Annotated in this window: 23 protein-coding genes and 1 riboswitch; of the genes, 17 read left to right on the forward strand and 6 right to left on the reverse strand. The window is 71.0% G+C overall.

The window, feature by feature from the left end:
* Positions 1 to 43: 43 nt before the first annotated feature.
* Positions 44 to 2,350, reverse strand: coding sequence for a primosomal protein N' family DNA-binding protein (locus C8E87_RS26640; protein WP_133875622.1), 2,307 nt, complete (start codon positions 2,348 to 2,350; stop codon positions 44 to 46).
* Between the two features lie 341 nt (positions 2,351 to 2,691).
* On the opposite strand from C8E87_RS26640, the gene def reads away from it, so the two are divergent.
* From def to ribH, 9 genes are all read left to right on the forward strand, one after another.
* Complete coding sequence (gene def / locus C8E87_RS26645; protein WP_133875623.1) at positions 2,692 to 3,249, forward strand: peptide deformylase; 558 nt, start codon at positions 2,692 to 2,694, stop codon at positions 3,247 to 3,249.
* A gap of 5 nt (positions 3,250 to 3,254) precedes the next feature.
* The gene (gene fmt, locus C8E87_RS26650; protein WP_133877101.1) at positions 3,255 to 4,181 is read left to right on the forward strand and encodes a methionyl-tRNA formyltransferase; all 927 of its coding nucleotides are present in this window, start codon (positions 3,255 to 3,257) and stop codon (positions 4,179 to 4,181) included.
* The gene (locus C8E87_RS26655; RefSeq protein WP_133875624.1) at positions 4,178 to 5,650 is read left to right on the forward strand and encodes an RsmB/NOP family class I SAM-dependent RNA methyltransferase; all 1,473 of its coding nucleotides are present in this window, start codon (positions 4,178 to 4,180) and stop codon (positions 5,648 to 5,650) included. Before fmt ends, C8E87_RS26655 begins: the two co-directional genes overlap by 4 nt.
* A 162-nt stretch (positions 5,651 to 5,812) precedes the next feature.
* Positions 5,813 to 6,499: a ribulose-phosphate 3-epimerase gene (gene rpe, locus C8E87_RS26660; RefSeq protein WP_133875625.1), complete on the forward strand. Its 687-nt coding sequence runs from the start codon at positions 5,813 to 5,815 to the stop codon at positions 6,497 to 6,499.
* Positions 6,496 to 7,503 carry a GGDEF domain-containing response regulator gene (locus tag C8E87_RS26665; RefSeq protein ID WP_133875626.1) on the forward strand — a complete coding sequence of 336 codons (1,008 nt, stop codon included), beginning with the start codon at positions 6,496 to 6,498 and terminating at the stop codon, positions 7,501 to 7,503. The genes rpe and C8E87_RS26665 overlap by 4 nt, the downstream gene beginning before the upstream one ends.
* Positions 7,504 to 7,813: 310 nt before the next feature.
* Positions 7,814 to 7,990, forward strand: a riboswitch (FMN riboswitch).
* A 140-nt stretch (positions 7,991 to 8,130) separates the two neighbouring features.
* The gene (ribD, locus tag C8E87_RS26670) at positions 8,131 to 9,186 is read left to right on the forward strand and encodes a bifunctional diaminohydroxyphosphoribosylaminopyrimidine deaminase/5-amino-6-(5-phosphoribosylamino)uracil reductase RibD (protein ID WP_133875627.1); all 1,056 of its coding nucleotides are present in this window, start codon (positions 8,131 to 8,133) and stop codon (positions 9,184 to 9,186) included.
* A gap of 26 nt (positions 9,187 to 9,212) precedes the next feature.
* On the forward strand, positions 9,213 to 9,812 hold the full coding sequence (locus C8E87_RS26675; RefSeq protein ID WP_133877102.1) for a riboflavin synthase: 600 nt from the start codon (positions 9,213 to 9,215) through the stop codon (positions 9,810 to 9,812).
* Positions 9,805 to 11,010, forward strand: a complete 1,206-nt coding sequence (locus C8E87_RS26680; RefSeq protein WP_133875628.1) for a bifunctional 3,4-dihydroxy-2-butanone-4-phosphate synthase/GTP cyclohydrolase II — start codon at positions 9,805 to 9,807, stop codon at positions 11,008 to 11,010. The genes C8E87_RS26675 and C8E87_RS26680 overlap by 8 nt, the downstream gene beginning before the upstream one ends.
* Positions 11,011 to 11,057: 47 nt before the next feature.
* Positions 11,058 to 11,534 (forward strand): 6,7-dimethyl-8-ribityllumazine synthase, encoded by a 477-nt coding sequence (ribH, locus tag C8E87_RS26685; protein WP_133875629.1) that lies wholly within the window; start codon positions 11,058 to 11,060, stop codon positions 11,532 to 11,534.
* On the opposite strand, the gene C8E87_RS26690 is transcribed toward ribH, so the two are convergent.
* The 5 genes from C8E87_RS26690 to C8E87_RS26710 form a co-directional block, all read right to left on the reverse strand.
* Positions 11,535 to 11,954: a hypothetical protein gene (locus tag C8E87_RS26690; protein WP_133875630.1), complete on the reverse strand. Its 420-nt coding sequence runs from the start codon at positions 11,952 to 11,954 to the stop codon at positions 11,535 to 11,537. It abuts the gene before it with no gap.
* 9 nt (positions 11,955 to 11,963) lie between these two features.
* A complete protein-coding gene (locus C8E87_RS26695; protein ID WP_133875631.1) occupies positions 11,964 to 12,380 on the reverse strand; it encodes a hypothetical protein in 417 nt (138 codons plus the stop codon).
* Positions 12,381 to 12,495: 115 nt separating this feature from the next.
* The gene (locus C8E87_RS26700; RefSeq protein WP_133875632.1) at positions 12,496 to 13,236 is read right to left on the reverse strand and encodes an amino acid ABC transporter ATP-binding protein; all 741 of its coding nucleotides are present in this window, start codon (positions 13,234 to 13,236) and stop codon (positions 12,496 to 12,498) included.
* Positions 13,236 to 14,099: an amino acid ABC transporter permease gene (locus C8E87_RS26705; protein WP_133875633.1), complete on the reverse strand. Its 864-nt coding sequence runs from the start codon at positions 14,097 to 14,099 to the stop codon at positions 13,236 to 13,238. The genes C8E87_RS26700 and C8E87_RS26705 overlap by 1 nt, the downstream gene beginning before the upstream one ends.
* Complete coding sequence (locus C8E87_RS26710) at positions 14,096 to 14,968, reverse strand: ABC transporter substrate-binding protein (RefSeq protein ID WP_133875634.1); 873 nt, start codon at positions 14,966 to 14,968, stop codon at positions 14,096 to 14,098. Before C8E87_RS26710 ends, C8E87_RS26705 begins: the two co-directional genes overlap by 4 nt.
* A gap of 77 nt (positions 14,969 to 15,045) precedes the next feature.
* On the opposite strand from C8E87_RS26710, the gene C8E87_RS26715 reads away from it, so the two are divergent.
* The 8 genes from C8E87_RS26715 to C8E87_RS26750 all read left to right on the forward strand — a co-directional run bounded on the left by C8E87_RS26715 (position 15,046) and on the right by C8E87_RS26750 (position 20,255).
* Complete coding sequence (locus C8E87_RS26715) at positions 15,046 to 15,309, forward strand: phosphoribosyl-ATP diphosphatase (protein ID WP_133875635.1); 264 nt, start codon at positions 15,046 to 15,048, stop codon at positions 15,307 to 15,309.
* A 45-nt stretch (positions 15,310 to 15,354) separates the two neighbouring features.
* A complete protein-coding gene (gene hisG / locus C8E87_RS26720; RefSeq protein ID WP_133875636.1) occupies positions 15,355 to 16,197 on the forward strand; it encodes an ATP phosphoribosyltransferase in 843 nt (280 codons plus the stop codon).
* Positions 16,197 to 16,634 (forward strand): PH domain-containing protein, encoded by a 438-nt coding sequence (locus tag C8E87_RS26725; protein WP_133875637.1) that lies wholly within the window; start codon positions 16,197 to 16,199, stop codon positions 16,632 to 16,634. Before hisG ends, C8E87_RS26725 begins: the two co-directional genes overlap by 1 nt.
* 297 nt (positions 16,635 to 16,931) lie before the next feature.
* Complete coding sequence (infC, locus tag C8E87_RS26730) at positions 16,932 to 17,552, forward strand: translation initiation factor IF-3 (RefSeq protein ID WP_133875638.1); 621 nt, start codon at positions 16,932 to 16,934, stop codon at positions 17,550 to 17,552.
* 70 nt (positions 17,553 to 17,622) lie between these two features.
* Positions 17,623 to 17,817 carry a 50S ribosomal protein L35 gene (gene rpmI, locus C8E87_RS26735; protein WP_133875639.1) on the forward strand — a complete coding sequence of 65 codons (195 nt, stop codon included), beginning with the start codon at positions 17,623 to 17,625 and terminating at the stop codon, positions 17,815 to 17,817.
* A gap of 39 nt (positions 17,818 to 17,856) precedes the next feature.
* Positions 17,857 to 18,249, forward strand: a complete 393-nt coding sequence (gene rplT / locus C8E87_RS26740) for a 50S ribosomal protein L20 (protein WP_133875640.1) — start codon at positions 17,857 to 17,859, stop codon at positions 18,247 to 18,249.
* A gap of 225 nt (positions 18,250 to 18,474) precedes the next feature.
* Positions 18,475 to 19,251 carry a TrmH family RNA methyltransferase gene (locus C8E87_RS26745; protein ID WP_133875641.1) on the forward strand — a complete coding sequence of 259 codons (777 nt, stop codon included), beginning with the start codon at positions 18,475 to 18,477 and terminating at the stop codon, positions 19,249 to 19,251.
* Positions 19,251 to 20,255, forward strand: a complete 1,005-nt coding sequence (locus tag C8E87_RS26750) for an alcohol dehydrogenase catalytic domain-containing protein (RefSeq protein ID WP_133875642.1) — start codon at positions 19,251 to 19,253, stop codon at positions 20,253 to 20,255. The genes C8E87_RS26745 and C8E87_RS26750 overlap by 1 nt, the downstream gene beginning before the upstream one ends.
* Positions 20,256 to 20,284 lie beyond the last annotated feature (29 nt).

Consider the following 20,284-nt stretch of genomic DNA (forward strand, 5'->3'; position numbering starts at 1 on the left):
TTCGGCCGGTGGGCTCCCGCCGCGGCGGTGGCGTCGTCGCGTCTCAGAACAGCGCGGACGGGTCGATCTCGATCCGGACGGTGAGCGGGGCCTTCTTGGCGCTGCGGACCGCCGCCGCCTCGTGCAGGGCCCGTGCCAGCGGCGCCAGCTGGGAGCGGGGAACCCGCAGCAGCATGCGTTCCTGCTCCTCGGCGGCGGGGACGGGGCCGAGCAGTTCGGTGTCGGGTGGCAGCTTGGCGATGTCGAGGAAGTCGGCCACCGCCTCGGCCTTGCCGGTGACGCTGGCCATCCGGGAGGCTGGCGGGAACGACAGCTCGCGGCGTTCGGTCAGCTCGCGCGCGGCGAACCAGGCTGGATCCCAGCGGATCAGGGCCTGCACCGGGGCCAGCGAACCGTCGGCCACCACGACGACGCGCCCGCCGGCCGCCGCGGGCCGGGCCAGGGCGGCCGCGTTCAGCCAGCGGCGCATCGTCTCCTCGGCCGCGCGCAGGTCGGAACGGGTCAGCAGGGCCCACGCGTCCAGCAGCAGGACAGCGCCGTAGCCGCCGTCGGCCGCCGGCTCGGCGCCGGGCGTGGCGACCACGACGGCGGGCTCGGCCGGCACTGTGTCGAGGATCTCGTCACGGCCCGACGTGCGTACGGGCGAGCCCGGAAAAGCACGGCCCAGTTCCTCGGCCGTACGTTTGGCCCCGGTGATCGAGGCGCGCAGCCGCCGGCCGCCGCAAGCCGGGCACGCGTAGGCGGCAGCGGCCCGGCCGCACCAGTGGCAGGTGGGAACCTCCCGGGCCCCGTGCAGACCCAGCGGACCTGAGCATTGTGGACAGCGCGCGGGGGTGCGGCAGTCGTTGCACGCGATCGACGGCAGGTAGCCGCGCCGGGGCACCTGGACCAGCACCGGAGCGCCCGTTTTGAGGGCCTGCCGGGCGGTCTCCCACACCAGGCTGGGCAACCGGGCGGTGGCCGCGGCGGGATCGCGGGCCATCTGCGGGTCGTCCCCGGTGGGGGCGATGGCCGGCGCGTGCCGGCGGAGCACGTCGCGGGCGGCGCTGATCTCACGGGCCCAGCCGGTTTCGAGCAGCAGCTGCCCCTCGCCCGTACGAGCGAATCCCCCCACCAGCGCCGCACAGTCAGCCAGCTGGGCCCGGGTCAGCAGCACCTCCCGCGCGTGCGGGTACGGCGACCGCGGCTCGGCGTGCAGGTCGTCGCCGTCGTCCCAGATCACCACAAGCCCGAGCTTGGCCACCGGCGCCCACATGGCAGCCCTCGTGCCGGCCACGACGGGCACCTGATGCCGGCTGGCCGCCAGGAACCGCCTGTACCGCTCGGCCGGGCCCAGCGCCGCGTTCAGCGCCACGTGCCGGCCCGGACCCAGCGCCCGGCCCAGGGCCCGGTCGACCCGATCCAGGTCGCGGGCGTCGGCCACCACGATCACCACGCCGCGCCCGCCGCGCACGGTCGCCTCAGCGGCCTCGGCGATGCGGCTCGCCCACTCCTCCCCGGGCAGCGCCGCCCAGACCGCCCGCGCGTTGCGCCCCTCGGCCAGCGCCCGAAGAAAAGCCCGCCCGGCGACGTAGTTGCCCCACCCGTCGGAACCCTCACCCACGGCCGGGTCAGCCCCACCCTCGAATCCCGCGGGTGTGCCGCCCGCCGGCGCCGCGTGTGCCGCACTCTTCACCCCGGCGTGAGCGACATGCTGAGGCGCCGCGTGTGTGGCCTGCTCTGCCCTTGTTTGTGCAGCGCGCTCTGCCTCCGCGTCTGTGGCCTGTTCTGCCCTTGTTTGTGCGGCGCGTTCCGCCTCCGCGTCTGTGGCCTGCCCCGCCCCTGTGTGTTTGCCGTTCGCCTGCGCTGTGGCGCCGTCTGCGCTCAGAGGGGCAGCGTCTGCGCTTGCAGGGGCGACGTCTTCGCCCTCCGCGGTCGTGTCCTCAACCGGTTCGTCGCCGGAGGGTGATTCGGGGGTTTTTGAGGCTTGGCCCTCGACCCGGGCGTGGCGTGGCGGGACGGCCAGCCGGAGGACGTCGTAGAGGTTGCCCGCGTAACGGTCGGCCACGGCCCGCGCGGCTCGGGCGATCTCGGGGTCGAGGACCCGTTCGGGCGAGACCACCCGGTCGAGATAGGCCAGCTTGCCGCCGTGGGGCGAGGACTCCGCCCGCTCGAGCAGGAAGCCGCTGATCAGCTGCCCGGCGAAGCGAACCCGCACCCGGACCCCCGGCTGGGCCGCTTCGTCGTCGGCCGCCGGCACCAAGTAGTCGAACGGGCGATCGAGGTGGGCCAGGGGCACGTCAACACACACGCGTGCCACGGGGAGCCTCTCGGCCGGCACCCGTTCGCTGCGTCCACCCTTTGTCGCCATCGCCGAACATTCTGCCCGCCCCCTCCGACAATCCCGCTCGCTCCCACTCGCCGGCGCTGCGAAGGGATGCCCGTTGGGTGTCGTGGTGGAAGGGGGCGGCGTAAGCGGTGGAGGGGGAGCCGGCTGAGCGCGAGTGGTGGGAGGGTGCGGGTTGGCGCGGCGGGCGGCGGCTCGGGCGGATCGTCACGCCAGTCATGCAGTCTCCCGGCGGGACGGCGTACGGGATGTGGGTGGGCCGGCGTGACCGGGAGCACGGCTGGGGCGTGACGCGACCCGTGGCCGGGCCAGGGCACTCCGTAGACTGGTCGGGTACCGAGCCGAGATGTCAGGAGTCTGCCCGCGTGACCGTCCAGTCCATCCGTCTGTTCGGCGATCCGGTGCTCCGGACGCCGGCTGATCCCGTCGTCGACTTCGACAAGGAACTGCGCACCCTGGTCAAGGATCTGACCGACAGCATGCTCGACGAGGGCGGCGCCGGGCTGGCCGCTCCGCAGATCGGGGTCGGGCTGCGCGTGTTCACGTTCGACGTGGACGACGTGGTCGGGCACATCGTCAACCCGGTGCTGTCGTTCCCCGACGACGAGGAGCAGGACGGGCCGGAGGGCTGCCTGTCGATCCCGGGCATCTACATCGACACCAAGCGCCGGCAGAACGTCGTGGCCGCCGGGTTCAACGAGCACGGCGACCCGATCCAGATCGTCGGCACGGGGCTGATGGCGCGTTGCGTCCAGCACGAGACCGATCATCTCGACGGCGTGTTGTTCCTCGACCGGCTCGACACCGCCGCCCGGAAGGACGCCATGAAGCAGATCCGCGCCGCGGACTGGTACGACGCGGGCAAGCCGCCGACGATCAAGGAGAGCCCACACGGTCGTGGCCTCTTCGGTCTGGGGCGGTGAGCGGTTTGCGCCTCGTTTTCGCCGGTACGCCGGCAGTGGCCCTGCCCAGTCTCGACGCGATCGCCGCCTCGGGGCACGAGTTGCTCGCCGTGGTCACGCGGCCCGACGCCCCAGCCGGACGGGGCCGCCGCCTGGTGCGCTCGCCCGCCGCCGCCTGGGCCGACGAGCGGGGCATCGACGTGCTCACGCCCGAGCGGCCGCGCGAGCCCGAGTTCCAGGAGCGTCTGCGCGCGCTCGCCCCCGACTGTGTGCCCGTCGTGGCGTACGGCGCGCTGGTGCCGCCGAGCGCCCTCGAGATCCCCAAGCACGGCTGGGTCAACCTGCACTTCTCGCTGCTGCCCGCCTGGCGCGGCGCCGCTCCCGTGCAGCACGCCGTCCTGCACGGTGACGAGGTGACCGGCGCGAGCGTGTTCGAGCTCGAGGCGGGCCTCGACACCGGCCCGGTCTACGGCACGCTGACCGAGGACATCCGCCCCACCGACACCTCTGGTGACCTGCTCGAACGGCTCGCCACCGAGGGGGCCGGGCTGCTTGTCGCGGTGCTCGACGCGATCGAGGCCGGCACGGCTCGCGCGCACCCGCAGCCGGCCGACGGCATCACCCTCGCGCCCAAGCTGACCGTGGAGGACGCGCGTATCCGCTGGGGCGACCCGGCGTTCGCGGTCGACCGGCGGATCCGGGCGTGCACCCCGGCGCCGGGCGCGTGGACGACCCTGCGTGACGACCGGCTCAAGCTGGGCCCGGTCAAGCCGGTGGCCAACGGCCCCGAGCTGGCGCCCGGTGATCTGCTGGTCGAGCGGACGCAGGTGCTCGTCGGCACGGCGACCACCCCGGTGGCGCTGGGCGAGGTCCGCGCCGCCGGCAAGAAGCCGATGGCGGCGACCGACTGGGCTCGTGGCCTGCGCATCCAGCCGGGGGAGAAGCTTCAGTGACCGAGCACAAGGCAGGGCGGCCGCACGGGTCGGGACGCCCCCGGCGACCTGGTGGTCCGGGGTTCGACCGGGACGCGCGTTCGGGCCGGGCGCCCCGGGGCGGGCGGCCACCGTCGGATCCGGCGCGGCAGGCCGCGTACGAGGCGATTGCGGCTGTGCACCGCGATGACGCGTACGCGAACCTGGTGTTGCCCGAGATCTTGCGGGGGATGGCGCTCAGCGGACGGGATGCCGCGTTCGCGACCGAGCTGACCTACGGCACGTTGCGGCTGCTGGGCACCCTCGACCTGATCGTGGCCGACGCGGCCGGGCGCGAGGTGTCCCGGATCGACCCGCCGGCCCGCGACGCGCTGCGGCTGGGCGCCTACCAGCTGCTGCACACCCGGGTCCCCGCCCACGCCGCCGTCAACCAGACCGTTGACCTGGTGCGTTCGGTCGCGCCCGGCGCGGCGGGGTTCGCGAACGCGGTCATGCGCACGATCGCCGAGACGCCGCTGGACAAGTGGCTCGAACGGCTCGCGCCCGACTACGAGACCGACCCGATCGGCAACCTCGCGGTGCACCACAACCATCCCGAGTGGATCATCAGGGCGTTCTCCGAGGCGCTGGGTGGCGATCTGGCCGACACCACCCGGTTGCTGATCGAGGACAACCAGCCGCCGGTCGTGCACCTGTGCGCGCGTCCGGGGCGGGCCGACGCGGTCGACCTCGCCGATGAGGTGGGCGGCGTGCCGGGCGCTTTTTCCCCGTACGCGGTCTATCTGAACGGTGGCTCCCCGCGGGAACTCGCCGCGATCCGTGAGGGACGCGCGCACGTGCAGGACGAGGGCTCGCAGCTGGTGGCGGCCGCGTTGCTGGCAGCGCCGATCGAGGGGCAGGACGCCCGTTGGCTCGACCTCTGCGCGGGGCCGGGCGGCAAGACGGGCCTGCTCGGGTCGATCGCCGCCGGTCGCGGGGCCGAGGTGACCGCCGTCGAGGTCGCTGAGCACCGGGCCCGGCTGGTGGAGCAGGCCACCGAGGGCATGCCGGTGACCGTGCTGCCGATGGACGGCCGGTCGGTGGGCCGCGATCCCGACCTGCCCGAGGAGTCGTTCGACAGGGTGCTGGTCGACGCGCCGTGCACCGGGCTGGGTTCGTTGCGGCGGCGGCCCGAGTCGCGCTGGCGCCGGCAGCCGGCCGACCTGCCGCCGCTGACCAAGCTGCAGCGGGAGTTGCTGGTCGCGGCCCTGCGGGCGGTGCGGCCGGGCGGCGTGGTGGCCTATGTGACGTGCTCGCCGCACATGGTCGAGACCCAGGTGACCGTGACCGAGGGGTCGCGCCGCAGCGGGGTCGAGGTCGACTTCGTGGACGCGCGGCCGCTGCTGCCGCCGGGCATGCCGGGTCTCGGTTCGGGTCCGACGGTGCAGCTCTGGCCGCACCGCCACGGCACCGACGCCATGTTCCTGGCCGTCCTCCGGAGGACGAGTTAGCGACAGAGGTAGTGGATCTTCCGCTTGCAGGTGGCGGCCCGTTCGCTCTCGAACGGGCCGTCACTCTATCGGTTGTCGCCACCGAAGCTGTCCCTGTTCACAGCAGCGGGGTTATCCACAGGCGGGAAGAGCGAAGGCTCCGGAGGCCATAGACTTCGTCCCGTGGAGCCATCACTGATCATCGCGCCCAGCATCCTCGCCGCCGATTTCGCCCGCCTCGCCGACGAGGTGCACGCCATCGAGGGTTCGGCCGACTGGGTGCATGTCGACGTCATGGACAACCACTTCGTGCCCAATCTGACAATTGGCCTTCCGGTGGTGCAGAGTCTGCGCAAGGCGACCAGCATCCCGTTCGACGTGCATCTGATGATCACGGATCCCGAGCGCTGGGCGCCGGGTTACGCCGAGGCCGGGGCCTACAACGTCACCTTCCACGCCGAGGCCACCGACGACCCGGTCGCGCTGGCGAAAACCCTGCGTGCGGCGGGGGCCAAGGCCGGCCTGGCGATCGACCGGGACACGTCCGTCGAGCCCTATCTCGATCTGCTGCCCCATGTGGACACCGTGCTGATCATGACGATCAAGGCCGGGTTCGGCGGCCAGAAATTCCTGCCCGAGACGCTCGGCAAGGTACGCGAGGTACGCCGCCGTATCGATGCCGGTCAGCTCGAGGTGCGGCTGGAGGTGGACGGCGGCATCGCGGCGGACACAATTGAACAGGCCGCCGAGGCGGGCGCTGACGCCTTCGTGGCCGGCACGGCGGTCTACGGCGCGCAGGACCCGGCCGAGGCAATTCGTAAGCTGCGCGCACTGGCCGGAGCGGCCACGGGAGCGGGAGGAGTCGGATGAGCACTGGGGTCGCTGATCCCAAGCCGGAGGAGCTCGGTCCCGAGCCCGAGGACCGCCCCGACCTGATCCTCGTCGTCGACGACGATCAGGACATCGCCAGCTTCGTCGAGTTCAACCTCAAGGTCCACGGGTTCGAGGTGATCCGCGCCCGCGACGGCGAGGAAGCGCTCGACCTGATGCAGAACAACCGGCCCGACCTGGCCGTGGTCGACTGGATGATGCCGCGCATGGACGGTGTCGAGCTGACCCGCCGGTTGCGCGCCGAGCCGCTCACCTCGGCCCTCCCGGTGATCATGCTGACCGCCAAGAGCATGACCGTCGACAAGGTGGTGGGCCTGACCGCCGGGGTCGACGACTATCTGGTCAAGCCGTTCGACACGGCGGAACTGATCGCCCGGGTGTCCTCGACGCTGCGGCGCAACAAGGAGTTCCGCGAGGTCTCGCCGCTGACCGGACTGCCCGGCAACGCGCGGGTACGGCGCGAGATCGCCGACCGTATGAAGCTCGGCGGCGAGTACTCGGTGGGCTACATCGACGTCGACAGGTTCAAGAGCGTCAACGACGTGTACGGCTTCGACCGGGGCGACGAGTTCATCACGGCGCTCGCCCGCAGCCTGCACCGCGCGGTCACCGCGGTCGGGCCGCCGTCGATCTTCCTCGGGCACATCGGCGGCGACGACTTCGTCTTCATCTGCACGCCGGATCAGGTGCTGCCGCTGACCAAGCGCACCGTCACCGACTTCGAGCAGGCGGCCGACCAGCTGTACGACAAGCGGGACGCCGAGCGCGGCTACATCGAGGTGCCCGACCGCCGCGGCAACAAGAACAGGGCGGCCCTGGTGACCCTGTCGATCGGGGTGGCCCAGGCGACGGTCGAGGGCCGCCGCTTCACCGACCCACGTGTGGTGATCGCGGTCGCCTCCGAGATGAAAAAGGTCGCCAAGTCCCAGCCCGGCTCGTACGTGGCGATCGACCGCAGGCGCGCCGACGGCGAGGAAGCCTGACGAAGCACGAAGCACGAAGCACGACGCACGCACGGACGACGCACGGACGACGGACGCACGGACGACGGACGCACGCCACGGACGCACGGACGCACGGACGCCACGGACGTACGGCGCTGTGGTGCGCGCCGCACGGGAAGGCGGTGCGGTGGCGGCAGTAGCGGTCCGGGTCCCGGCCGAGGGGCGGGGTGCCGGGACGAGCTGCTGCGAAAGTGCTGGTCAAGGGCAATACACCCCAGACGGGTGTGAGATGCCTCGCCTGAGGGGTGTCAAAAATTCGTAGGCGTGCAAAACTCGGAGTTGACCCACCACGCGCTGGCGGGACTCGGTGAAATTCCGAACCGGCGGTGATCCGATCGTGAGATCGGTAAGCCCGCGACCCGGACGTCGTTTACCCAACGGCGGACGGTGGATCTGGTGAGAACCCAGGGCCGACGGTTGATCAGGCAGCATCCTGGTCAGACAGTCCGGATGGGAGACAGCGCGCGGAATCGGACCGTGGGCGCAGCCTGAACGCAGGCTCGCCGACGACCGGGGTGCGCGAAGCGTACCTTTCTGCCCGGTTCCCGGCGTTTCCTCCCCCTTGCACAGCGCGTGACCGTGCCGCGCCGTGAGAGGAAGACACCGATGGTGACCGAGGACGAGGCGATGCGCCGCGCGATCGCGCTGGCCGCCCGGGGCCTCGGCACGACGAGCCCCAACCCGGTGGTCGGCTGCATCCTGCTCGGCAGCGACGGCGAGATCGTCGGTGAGGGCTTCCACGCGTACGCCGGTGGCCCGCACGCCGAGATCGTCGCCTTGGCCCAGGCCGGCGACCGCGCGCGGGGCGGCACGGCCGTCGTCACCCTCGAACCCTGCAACCACACCGGCCGCACCGGCCCCTGCAGCCACGCCCTGATCAACGCGGGCATCCGGCGGGTGGTGATCGCCGTCGACGACCCGACCCCGGTGGCCGCCGGGGGCGCGGTCACCATGCGCGCCGCCGGGCTGCAGGTTGAGACGGGCGTGCGCCGCCTGGAGGCCACCGAGGGCAACGTCGCCTGGCTGACCGCAGTGCGCCGCGGCCGCCCGTACGTGACCTGGAAGTTCGCCGCCACGCTGGACGGGCGCTCGGCCGCCGAGGACGGCACCAGCCAGTGGATCACCTCGGCCCCCGCCCGCGCGGACGTGCACGTGCTGCGCGGCACGGTCGACGCCATCGTGGCCGGGGTCGGCACCGTCCTCGCCGACGACCCGCAGCTCACGGTCCGCGATCTCAAGGACGGCGCCCTCGCCATCAAGCAGCCGCTGCGTGTGGTTGTCGACTCCGACGGCCGTACGCCGGAAAAGGCGCGGGTGAGGGACGCCGCCGCGCTCACCTGGATAGCCACGACCCGCGAGCTCGGCGCCGGCCCGGACGGCCGCGTCGACCTGAACGCGCTGCTGGCCGCGCTGTTCGGCCGGGGCATCCGCTCGGTGCTGCTGGAGGGCGGCCCCACCCTGGCCGGCGCTTTCCTCGCCGCCGGGCTGGTCGATCAGGTTATCGGTTACGTCGCGCCCAAGCTGCTCGGCTCGGGCCGGGCGGCCCTGGTCGGCGCGGGGGTCGCCACCATCGCCGACGCCATCGAGCTCGACCTCAAGGACATCGCGCAGATCGGTCCCGACCTGCGCTTCACCGCGGCCCTCCGGATGAAGGAGAGCTGATGCGAGCACAGACCGAAGGAGAGCGGATGTTCACGGGCATCGTCGAGGAACTGGGCGAGATCGTCCGCCTCGAGCACACCACCGACGACTCCGCGGTGCTGGCCGTCCGGGGGCCGCTGGTCACCGAGGACGCGCAGCACGGCGACTCGATCTCGGTCAACGGCGTCTGTCTCACCGTGATCGACAACGTCGACGGCGTGTTCACCGCCGACGTCATGGGCGAGACGCTGCGCCGCTCGTCGCTGGGCGCGCTCGAGGTGGGCAGCCAGGTCAACCTGGAGCGGGCCGCCGCGCTGGGCAGCCGCCTCGGCGGTCACCTGGTGCAGGGCCACGTCGACGGGGTGGCCCGGGTGATCGCCCGCGAGCCCGCCGCCGACTGGGAGGTCGTCCGCTTCTCGCTCCCCGCCGAGCTGGCGAAGTACGTGGTCGAGAAGGGCTCGATCACCGTCGACGGGGTGTCGCTGACCGTCATGGCCGTCGACGACGACACGTTCAGCATCGGGATGATCCCCACCACGTCCAAGCTGACCGTGCTCGGCAGCAAGCAGCCGGGCGAGCCGGTGAACATCGAGGTCGACGTGATCGCCAAGTACGTGGAGAAGATGCTGGGAGGCCGCAATGTTTGATCAGGTCGAGCGGGCGATCGCGGACATCGCGGCGGGACGCGCGGTGATCGTGGTCGACAACGAGGACCGCGAGAACGAGGGTGATCTGATCTTCGCGGCCGAGAAGGCGACGCCGGAGCTGGTCGCGTTCATGGTCCGCTACACCTCGGGCTACATCTGCGTGCCGATCACCGAGGAGGAGGCCGACCGGCTCGACCTCCCGCCGATGTTCCACACCAACCAGGACGCGCGCGGCACCGCGTACGCGGTCACCGTCGACGCTCGCGAGGGCGTGACGACCGGCATCTCGGCCGCCGACCGGGCCCGGACGATCCGCCTGCTGGCCTCGGCGGAGACCAAGCCGTCGGATCTCTCCCGCCCCGGCCACGTCGTGCCGCTGCGTGCCAAGCCCGGTGGGGTGCTGCGCCGGGCCGGGCACACCGAGGCCGCCATCGACCTGGCCGAGCTGGCCGGGTTGCGTCCCGCCGGGGCGCTGTGCGAGATGGTCAACGACGACGGCACCATGCAGCGCCGCCCCGACCTCGAGAAGTTCGCGATCGAGCACGACCTGACACTGATCAGCATCACCGAGCTGATCGCCTACCGCCGGCACCGCGAGACCCAGGTCGAGCGGGTGGTCGAGACCCGGCTGCCGACCGAGCACGGCCTGTTCACCGCGGTCGGCTACCGCTCGCTGACCGACGACAGTGAGCACGTGGCGCTGGTCTTCGGCGAGCTGGGCGACGGCGAGGACGTGCTGGTGCGGGTGCACTCCGAGTGCCTCACCGGCGACGTCTTCGGCTCGCAGCGCTGCGACTGCGGCCCGCAGCTCGACGCCGCCCTGCAGCGGGTGGCTGAGGCGGGCCGGGGCGTGGTGCTCTACATGCGTGGGCACGAGGGCCGGGGGATCGGCCTGCTCCACAAGCTGCAGGCGTACCAGTTGCAGGACCGCGGTTTCGACACCGTCGACGCGAACCTCGAGCTGGGCCTGCCGGCCGACGCGCGCGACTACGGCACCGGCGCGCAGATCCTGTACGACCTGGGCGTGCGCTCGATGCGGTTGCTGACCAACAACCCCGCCAAGCGCGCCGGGCTGGAGGGCTACGGCCTGACCATCACCGGCCGGGAGGAGCTGCCCGTGCGCCCGCACCCCGAGAACGTGCGGTACCTGCGCACCAAGCGCGACCGCATGGGGCACCTGTTCGAGGCGTTGGGCTGAATTCCTTCCCCGTACGGGCGAGGATGAGTTTTCACAGAGGGGGACACATGGCCGGGTTCGGGGATCCGCATCTGGAGACGGTCGACGCGGCCGGGCTACGGCTCGGGATCGTCGGTTCACGCTGGCACTCCGAGCTGGTCGATCACATGATCGAGCGGGCGCGGGCGGCGGCCGAGGAGTGCGGCGTCACGGACGTCACGGTGGTGCGGGTGGCGGGCTCGGTCGAGCTGCCCGTCGTGGCGCAGGCGCTGGCCCGCAAGTGTGACGCGGTGGTCGCACTGGGCGTGGTGATCAAGGGCGAGACCGACCATTTCAAGTACGTCTGCGACTCGGTGACCGCGGGCCTGACCCGGGTCGCGCTCGACGAGCAGACCCCCGTCGCGCACGGCGTGCTCACGGTGATGAGCCTGGGCCAGGCCCGCGACCGGGCCGGCTTGGAGGACTCGGTGGAGGACAAGGGCTGGCAGAGCACGGTCGCCGTGCTCGGCACAGCCCTCGCCCTCCGCGAGCTTGCCAAGCCCTGATCAGAGGTTCTGCACCTGGATCTCCTGGTTGACCGGCACGGCGAAGCAGTCCTGGTCGTCGCAGCCGGTCGCCAGGATCGCCAGCGTCGCCTTCCTCGGCTGGAAGGGCGCGCCGGTGATCTTCGCGGTGACCCGGGCCATCTCCAGGAACGGAGCGCCGGTGCAGGTCACGTCCTCGGTGACGGTCCCGCTGGCGCGCAGCCCGTCGTTGCGCACCTGGTTGAGCGTGACGGTGACGGTCGCGTTGTAGCCGGCCGGGCAGCTCAGCCCGTACGACACGTCGACCGCGGCGCCGCGGGCCACGCGCACGGCCCACAGGACGTCGATCTCGGCGTCCGCGGCGGCCAGCGCCGGGACGGCCCCGAACAGGGAGAACATAGCGGCGGACAGGGCGGAGACAACAGCAATACGTCGGCGCACGACAACCCCCTAGCTGATGCGGATCGACTCGTCGAACGGGATGGTCACGCAGCTCGTGTCGTCGCAGACCGTCCGCACCGTCCGCGCGGTCGCCTGCCCCACGATGAACAACGCGCCGGCCAGGTCACGGTCGACCCGCATCTCGGTGGCGGCCCAGTCGCCCGTGCAGTCGACCCGCTTCTGCCGGGTGCCCTGCGCGATGCGGTCACCGTTGGCCGCGGTGACGGTTACGGTGAGCTGGATCCTCGCCCCGGCCGGGCAGGTGTAGCTGATGTTCACCAGCACCCGGTCGCCCTGCCGGCGGCGGTCGACGGAGTCGATGCGGGTTGCCGACGGGCCGGTGGCGGCCTGCGCGGCCGGCGCGACCAGCAGGGACCCGGTGACCAGAGCGGCCAAGAAGGCGGACAATGCCAGAATTCGGCGCATAACGGTCCTCTCTCAGGGCAGAGGGCCGCCTCCCCGTATTCGGCGGTTCACCCCCGTGCCCGCGGTAGCACCATGTCATGCACCAACATCAATGCGCCAGGACTTTTGGGCGGATTCAGAGCCGGCCGGCCTCGATGATCCGGGCCAGGAACTGGCGTGTACGGGCCTCGACCGGATCGCCGAGCACCTGGTCGGGCGGGCCCTGTTCGAGGACGCGGCCCTTGTCGAGGAACGCGACCCGGTCGGCCACCTGCCGGGCGAACCCCATCTCGTGCGTGGCCAGCACCATCGTCATGCCCTCGCCCTTGAGGTCGCGGATCATCGTGAGCACCTCGCCCACCAGCTCCGGGTCGAGCGCCGAGGTGACCTCGTCGAGCAGCAGCAGCCGGGGGCTGTTGACCAGCGCCCGCACGATCGCGACGCGTTGCTGCTGCCCGCCGGAGAGTCGATCGGGATAGCTGCCCGACTTGTCCGCCAGGCCGACCCGCGACAGCCACTCCATCGCCTGGTCGCGCGCCTCCCGCGCGGGCCGCTTGTGAACCCGTACGGGGGCCAGGGTGATGTTGTCGAGAACGGTCATGTGCGGGAACAGGTTGTAGCTCTGGAAGACCAGACCGATCTTCTGCCGTACGGCGTCGGGGTCGACCCGCGGGTCGGTGATGTCCTCGCCGTCCAGCCGCACCACCCCGTCGTCGATCTCGGTGAGCAGGTTGACGCAGCGCAGCAGTGTCGACTTGCCCGAGCCGGAGGCCCCGATCAGCGCGACCACCTCGTGCTCGTCCACGTCCAGCGAGAGGTTGTCGAGCACCACGGTGGCGCCGAACGTCTTGCGGACGTCGGTGCAGGACAGCAGCATCAGGTCCCCGCGTTCTGCCGGCGCGCGGCTCGTAACGTCACCCAGTCGGTGACCCCGATCAGCGGCAGCGCGAGCAGCACGAAGAGCACACCCGCGACCACGTACGGGGTGAAGTTCGCCGTGCCCGCCTGGTTGATCTGCGCCGCCCGGATCGCGTCGATCGGCCCCGCCAGCGAGATCAGCCCGACGTCCTTCTGCAGGGCCACGGTGTCGTTGAGCAGCGGCGGAGTGACCCGCCGGATGGCCTGCGGCAGGACCACGTGGCGCATGGTGCGGCGATAGCTCAGCCCGAGCGAGCGGGCCGCCGCCACCTGGCTCGGGTGCACCGACTCGATGCCGGCCCGGAACACCTCGGCCAGGTACGCCCCGTACGTGACCACGATGGCCGCCGCGCCGAGCACCGTGACGCCCGGCGTGCCCTGCAGCCGCAGACCGGGGATGCCGAACGCGAACAGGTAGATCACGATGATCAGCGGCAGACCGCGGAACGAGTACGTGTACGTGGTCGCCAGGGCCCGTACGGGGAAACTGACCGGGCCTCGCAGGGTGCGCAGGATCGCGATGAACAGGCCGAGCGCCAGCGCGCAGATCGTGCAGATCACCATCAGCCGGATGTTGAGCCACAGCCCGGACAGGATCGACGGGTAGTTGTCCCGGCCGGTCAGCGCCTTGACAGCGATGTCGGTGTCGAAGAACGACGCCTTGACCCTGTCCCAGCCCGGCGAGCCCGTGACCCCGAGATAGAGCAGCAGCCCGACGACGGCGGTGGAGAGCGCGGCCAGCAGCGTGGAACGGATCGCCCGCTTGCGGCGATAGGCGATCCGTTCCAGCTGAATGTCGCTCGGCTGGTGGACGGAGCTCACTGGAGTTCGGGGGCCCCGTCCGCGCCGGCCAGCCAGGTCTTCTCGAGCACGGCCAGGGTGCCGTCCTGGCGCAGCTGGTCGACCGCGGTGCTGACGCAGCCGGTCAGCGCCGAACCCTTGTCGAGCACCAGGCCGAACTGCTCGGGCACGCCCACCTGCGGCAGCTGCCCGACGATGACGCCGTCCTTCAGCTCGGCCGCTGTCATGTAGAACGCGGTCGGCAGATCCACCACGATGCCGTCGACGGTGCCGTTGACCAGCGCGGCCTTGGCGTCGTCGTTGTTGTTGAACACCGACGGCTGGGCGCTCGGCTTGATCAGGTCGGTGATGGCCTGGTAGCTGGTCGTGCCGACCTGGGCGCCGAGCTTGGCCGCCTGGAGATCGGCAAGGGTCTTGGCATTGGCGATCTTCGAGCCCTTGGTGGTGATGACCGTCTGCCGCACGAGGTAGTAGGGCGACGAGAAGTCCACCGCGTTACGCCGTTCGGGCGTAATCGAGAACTGGTTGATGTCGAAGTCGAACGCCTTCGGGCCGGGGGCGACGGCGTTGTTGAACGTCACAGAGGTCCAGATCACGTTGTCGGGCGAGTAGCCCAGACGCTGGGCCACCTGGTACGCGACGGCCGATTCGAACCCCTTGCCGTTCTTGGGGTCGTTGTCGGAGAACCACGGCTCGTACGCCGGGTTGTCGGTGCCGATCGTCAGCTTGCCGGCGGTCTTCGTCGCCAGGGCGCCGGCAGGGCAAACGTCCGCGGAAGCGCTGGTCGTCGCGGTGGGGGCGGCGTTTTCCTCGACGGGCGAGCAACCCGCGAGGGCGGCGAGCGCGAGCACGGCGCCGCCGGTTGTGAGGAGGGTGAATCGGCTGACCATGCCCGGGAGCCTAGGGCACGTCTCACCTGCTGGGGCCGTTCGTCGCCATCCCGTGACGAGTTGGCAAAATGGCCGCCGTGAAGACGTTCGAAGAGCTGTTCGCCGAGCTTCAGGCGAAAGCGGCGGAGGGGACCCCGGGTTCCGGCACCGTCGCCGCCCTGGAACGCGGAGTCCACTTCATCGGGAAGAAGGTCGTCGAAGAGGCGGCCGAATCCTGGATGGCCGCCGAGCACGAGGGCCCCGAGCGGGCCGCCGAGGAGATCTCCCAGCTGCTCTACCAGGCCCAGGTCCTGATGATCGCGACCGGGCTCGAGCTGAAGGACGTGTATCGACATCTGTGACGTGTCCTCCCCGCCTCATACTCACGAGCAAGGAGCACGTCCGTAATGCTGCGCATCGCCATTCCCAACAAGGGCACCCTGTCCCAGCCCGCGTCGCAGATCCTGCGCGACGCCGGTTACCGCCAGCGCACCGACCCCAAAGACCTGATCTGCCGCGACGAGGCCAACAACGTCGAGTTCTTCTATCTGCGTCCGCGTGACATCGCGACGTACGTGGGCTCCGGCGACCTCGACCTCGGCATCACCGGCCGCGACCTGCTGGTCGACTCCGGCGTGCCGGCCACCGAGATGCTCGACCTCAACTTCGGCGGCGCCACGTTCCGCTGGGCCGTCCCGACCGGCTCGTTCACCTCGGCCGACGAGATCGGCGGCAAGCGCATCGCGACCGCGTACCCCGGGGTCGTGCAGCGTTACCTGGCCGAGCACGACCTCAAGGCCGACGTCGTGCGGCTCGACGGCGCGGTCGAGAATGCCGTCCGCCTCGGTGTCGCCGACCTGATCGCCGACGTGGTCGAGACCGGCGCCACGCTGCGCCAGGCCGGTCTGGTCACGATCGGCGACCCGCTGCTGCGCTCCTCGGCCATCCTGATCGGGCGGGCCGGGCGCGACCACTCCGGCGCGGCCCAGCTCATCCGGCGGCTGCAGGGCGTGCTGGTGGCCCGCAACTACGTCATGCTCGCCTACGACGTCCGCGCCGACCTGCTCGACCACGCGACCGCGCTGACCCCGGGCATCGAGTCGCCGACCGTGTCGCCGCTGCACCGTGAGGGCTGGGTGGCCGTCGAGGCGATGGTTCCCCGTACGGGCATGCACCGCACCATGGACGAGCTCTACGAACTGGGCGCCCGGGCTATCCTGGTCACCGACATCTCGAATTGCAGGCTGTGATGGTCACCTATCGCCCCAAGAAGATCCGTGTCGTCGCCATCCCGATCGCGGCCGCCGTGGTCGTGCTGTTCACCGTGCTCAGCTTCGGCCTCAAGGGTTCGGCCGGCTTCGACAACTCGGGCTCGTTCCAGCGCGGCGACCAGGCCGCGATGATCGGCCTCGGCATCCTGATCGGCCTCGGCGTGCTGGCCTTCCTTCGTCCCCGGGTCACCGCCGACGAGGAAAAGATCAGCATCCGCAACGTCGTCGGCGGCTACGAGCTGCCCTGGTCGGTGGTGCGGGCGGTGCGTTTCGACCGCAACTCGCCCTGGGCCCAGCTCGAACTGCACGACGAGGAGCAGGTGTCGATCCACGCGCTGCAGGCCGCCGACAAGGACTACGCGGTCGAGGGTGTGCGCACCCTGCGAAAGCTGCACTCCGCCGCGGTGGATGCGTGACAAGCCGCACCTGGTAAGCTGGGCGACGTCGACCACGCATGTTCGTCGGATCCCGATCCGCGGGACATGCGCGAAAGAGGAGCCCGCTGGTTCCCACCCGCCGTCCTTTCCTTGAGGGCCGGGTCCGGTCACCTGGGCCTCGGGGGAATATCCGAGGCGCGGGGAGCGTCCTCATGGGCGCCGATGACCGGTCGAGCGGGCCTCAGCATGTGCTGGGGCCTTCTGCTTTCCCGGCCCTGCAGCAATGGGGCGACGGGGCCGACCGACATTGGCATGTAACCGTTCTGAGGAGGCCCCATCAGCGTCGAACCACGCGTTAACGAACAGATCCGGGCACGTGAGGTCCGACTGGTCGGTCCCGAGGGTGAGCAGGTGGGCATCGTCCCGCTTGAGCGCGCCCTTCAGCTGGCCGCGGACGTCGATCTGGACCTGGTCGAGGTTGCTCCCATGGCGCGGCCGCCGGTGTGCAAGCTCATGGACTTCGGCAAGTTCAAGTACGAGAGCGCACTGAAGGCACGCGAAGCACGGCGCAACCAGCAGCAGACCGTCATCAAGGAAATGAAGCTCCGCCCGAAGATCGACCCGCATGACTACGAGACCAAAAAGGGTCACGTGGTGCGGTTCCTCAAGGCGGGCGACAAGGTCAAGGTGACGATCATGTTCCGCGGTCGCGAGCAGAGCCGCCCCGAGCTGGGTTTCCGGCTCCTGCGCCGGCTCAGCGAAGAGATCTCGGAGCTCGGTTTCGTGGAAGCCAGTCCGAAGCAGGACGGCCGAAACATGATCATGGTGCTCGCACCGCACCGGGCGACCAAGGCCGCGGCCGTGGCAGCCGTCGCGGGCAAGCCGGGGCGTGAGCCGCGCGACGGCGAAGCGCCGGCCGAAACAGCTCCGGCGGCCACCGAAACCACCGCAGAGTAGACAGCTTTTCCGCACGTAGGGGGCCGCAACGGGCCCCCTGTCGTGCGGAAAGATCAGAAAGAGGCTCCACGTGCCTAAGTTCAAGCCCCACACCGGCACCGGCAAGCGGGTGAAGGTCACCGGTAAGGGCAAGATCGTCCGCGAGAAGGCCGGCAAGCGCCACCTGCTCGAGGGCAAGTCCTCGCACGTCACCCGTCGCATGACCGGCACGGTCGTGGTCGACAAGGCTGACACCCCGCGAGTCAAGAAGCTGCTGGGCCGCTGACGCGCGCGCCACACACGTTCCCCTGTTAGGAGTACCGAAATGGCACGCGTCAAGCGGGCAGTCAACGCCCAGAAGAAGCGTCGCACGTTGCTGGAGACCGCCAGCGGATACCGCGGTCAGCGCTCCCGCCTTTACCGCAAGGCCAAGGAGCAGGTGCTGCACTCGATGCAGTACTCGTACCGCGACCGGCGTGACCGCAAGGGCGACTTCCGCCAGCTGTGGATCACGCGCATCAATGCGGGCGCCCGGGCCAACGGCCTGACCTACAACCGCCTCATCCAGGGGTTGCGGTTGGCCGAGATCGAGGTCGACCGGAAGATTCTGGCTGACCTCGCGGTGAACGACGCTGCGGCCTTCGCGGCGATCGTCGAGGTGGCGAAGGCTGCGGTTGCAGCCGAGGGTACGGGCGGCGCTGCCGCCCAGACCGCGTAAGCAGGAATTTCCGTAGGCGTCTCCCGATGGGGAGGCGCCTACGACCTTTTGAAGAGCAAATTCAAGAGCAGATGTCGTAGCGGGGTGGTGGGTACAGACCGTCGCTCCCGCCGAGGGCCGCGGCGGGCTTCGCTGGCCGCTGGCGCGTCCAGAACGCGAAACCCACCACGGCGACCTGCGTGAGCGGTTGCGCCCGAAAGCCCAAACCAAGATCAAGGACCGTCGATGACGTTCACATCCCGTACGCCGCGCGTTGTTGCGGCTCGGAAACTGCAGCGCCGGCGCGATCGGGATCAGAGCGGACGGTTCCTGGCGGAAGGGCCGCAAGCGGTGCGGGAGGCGCTGGCTTCGGGCGTGGTGGTGGAGTTGTTCGCCACTGCCGATGCGGTTGAGCGGCATGGGGAACTGGCCGCGCATTCGCCCGTGGTGTCGACCGTTGACGAGGAGGCTCTGGCGGGGCTGGCCGAGACCGTGCAGCCGCAAGGTCTTGTTGCCGTGTGCGAGCAGGTGGATGTGCCGCTCAAGGAGGCGCTGGCCAAGCGGCCGCGGCTGGTGGCGGTGGTGGCCGAGATCCGCGACCCCGGTAACGCCGGGACCGTGATGCGCACCGCGGACGCCGCCGGGGCGGGAGCGGTCATCTTCGCGGGGGACGCCGTCGACCCGTACAACGGCAAATGCGTCCGCGCGTCGGCCGGCTCGTTGTTTCATGTAGATGTGGTGCGAACCGGATTGGACGTCGTGACGGCGCTGCGCGAGGCCCGCCTGCAGGTGCTCGCGACCAGCGGCTACGGCGCCGACGACCTGGACACGCTGGCCGACGACGGCGTTCTCGCGCGGCCGACCGCGTGGCTGTTCGGCTCGGAGGCCCACGGTCTGCCCGAGGACCTGCTCGACGCGGCCGACCGGCGGGTGCGCGTGCCGATCTACGGCGGCGCCGAGAGCCTCAACCTGGCCGCGGCCGCCGCTGTCTGCCTCTACGCCTCCGCGCGGGCCCAGCGCTGATGCGGGCCATCGTCTACGACGCCTTCGGGGCGCCGCCGCGGGTGGCCGAGGTGCCCGAACCGGCCTGCCCGCCCGACGGCGTGGTCATCGACGTACGAGCCAGCGGCCTCTGCCGTTCCGACTGGCACGCCTGGCGCGGGCACGAACCGGTGCCGCTGCCGCACATCCCCGGCCACGAGTTCGCCGGGATCGTCGTCGCGGTCGGGCCCCTGGTCGGCGGGTTCTCCCTGGGCGAGCGGGTGACAGCCCCGTTCGTCAACGGCTGCGGGATCTGCGAGTTCTGCACCTCCGGGCGGGCCCAGGTCTGCCCCGACCAGACCCAGCCCGGCTTCACCCACCCCGGCTCGTTCGCCGAGCGGGTGGTCGTCCGGGCGGCCGACACCAACCTCGTCCGGCTGCCCGACAGCGTCGGCTTCGTGCAGGCCGCGTCGCTGGGCTGCCGGTTCGCGACGGCCTTTCGCGCCCTGACCGGCCACGGTCCGGTGCCGGACGACGCCGTGATCGCCGTCTACGGCTGTGGCGGCGTCGGCCTGTCGGTGATCCTCATCGCGGCCGCGCTGAACCTGCGCGTGCTGGCCATCGACCCGTCGCCCGCCGCCAACTCGTTCGCGGCCTCGCTCGGCGCGGTGATCGTCCACGAGGTCGTCGAGGAGGCCGACATCGCGGTCGACGCGTACGGGTCGGCCGCCACCGCCGAGGCCTCGGTGCGCGCGCTGCGCCGCGGTGGCCGGCACGTGCAGGTCGGCCTGATGCTCGGCGACGACGCCCGGGCCCCGCTGCCGTGGGACCTGGTCGTGGCCCGCGAGCTGCAGGTGGTCGGCTCGCACGGCATGGCCGCGGCCGACTACCCGCCGATGCTCGACCTGGTGGCCCGCGGCCGGCTCGACCCGGGCCGCCTGATCGGCTCGGAGATCCCCATGGAGGCGGCCGGGGTCGCCCTGAGCGGCATGGACTCGCCGATCCCGGCGCACGCGGGCATGGTCGTCGCCGTGCGTCAGGGGTGAGGCGATATGCTGGGCAGCGTGTGGACCCC

The sequence above is a fragment of the Paractinoplanes brasiliensis genome (genome assembly GCF_004362215.1).
GTDB classification, from domain to species: domain Bacteria; phylum Actinomycetota; class Actinomycetes; order Mycobacteriales; family Micromonosporaceae; genus Actinoplanes; species Actinoplanes brasiliensis.

Excerpts from the sequence above, each read along its gene's own strand:
- C8E87_RS26640 (WP_133875622.1), bottom strand. The coding sequence starts at position 2,350 with ATGGCGACAAAGGGTGGACGCAGCGAACGGGTGCCGGCCGAGAGGCTC.
- C8E87_RS26665 (WP_133875626.1), top strand. The coding sequence starts at position 6,496 with ATGAGCACTGGGGTCGCTGATCCCAAGCCGGAGGAGCTCGGTCCCGAG.
- ribD (WP_133875627.1), top strand. The coding sequence starts at position 8,131 with ATGGTGACCGAGGACGAGGCGATGCGCCGCGCGATCGCGCTGGCCGCC.
- C8E87_RS26675 (WP_133877102.1), top strand. The coding sequence starts at position 9,213 with ATGTTCACGGGCATCGTCGAGGAACTGGGCGAGATCGTCCGCCTCGAG.
- C8E87_RS26680 (WP_133875628.1), top strand. The coding sequence starts at position 9,805 with ATGTTTGATCAGGTCGAGCGGGCGATCGCGGACATCGCGGCGGGACGC.
- ribH (WP_133875629.1), top strand. The coding sequence starts at position 11,058 with ATGGCCGGGTTCGGGGATCCGCATCTGGAGACGGTCGACGCGGCCGGG.
- C8E87_RS26695 (WP_133875631.1), bottom strand. The coding sequence starts at position 12,380 with ATGCGCCGAATTCTGGCATTGTCCGCCTTCTTGGCCGCTCTGGTCACC.
- C8E87_RS26700 (WP_133875632.1), bottom strand. The coding sequence starts at position 13,236 with ATGCTGCTGTCCTGCACCGACGTCCGCAAGACGTTCGGCGCCACCGTG.
- C8E87_RS26710 (WP_133875634.1), bottom strand. The coding sequence starts at position 14,968 with ATGGTCAGCCGATTCACCCTCCTCACAACCGGCGGCGCCGTGCTCGCG.
- hisG (WP_133875636.1), top strand. The coding sequence starts at position 15,355 with ATGCTGCGCATCGCCATTCCCAACAAGGGCACCCTGTCCCAGCCCGCG.
- C8E87_RS26725 (WP_133875637.1), top strand. The coding sequence starts at position 16,197 with ATGGTCACCTATCGCCCCAAGAAGATCCGTGTCGTCGCCATCCCGATC.
- rplT (WP_133875640.1), top strand. The coding sequence starts at position 17,857 with ATGGCACGCGTCAAGCGGGCAGTCAACGCCCAGAAGAAGCGTCGCACG.
- C8E87_RS26745 (WP_133875641.1), top strand. The coding sequence starts at position 18,475 with ATGACGTTCACATCCCGTACGCCGCGCGTTGTTGCGGCTCGGAAACTG.
- C8E87_RS26750 (WP_133875642.1), top strand. The coding sequence starts at position 19,251 with ATGCGGGCCATCGTCTACGACGCCTTCGGGGCGCCGCCGCGGGTGGCC.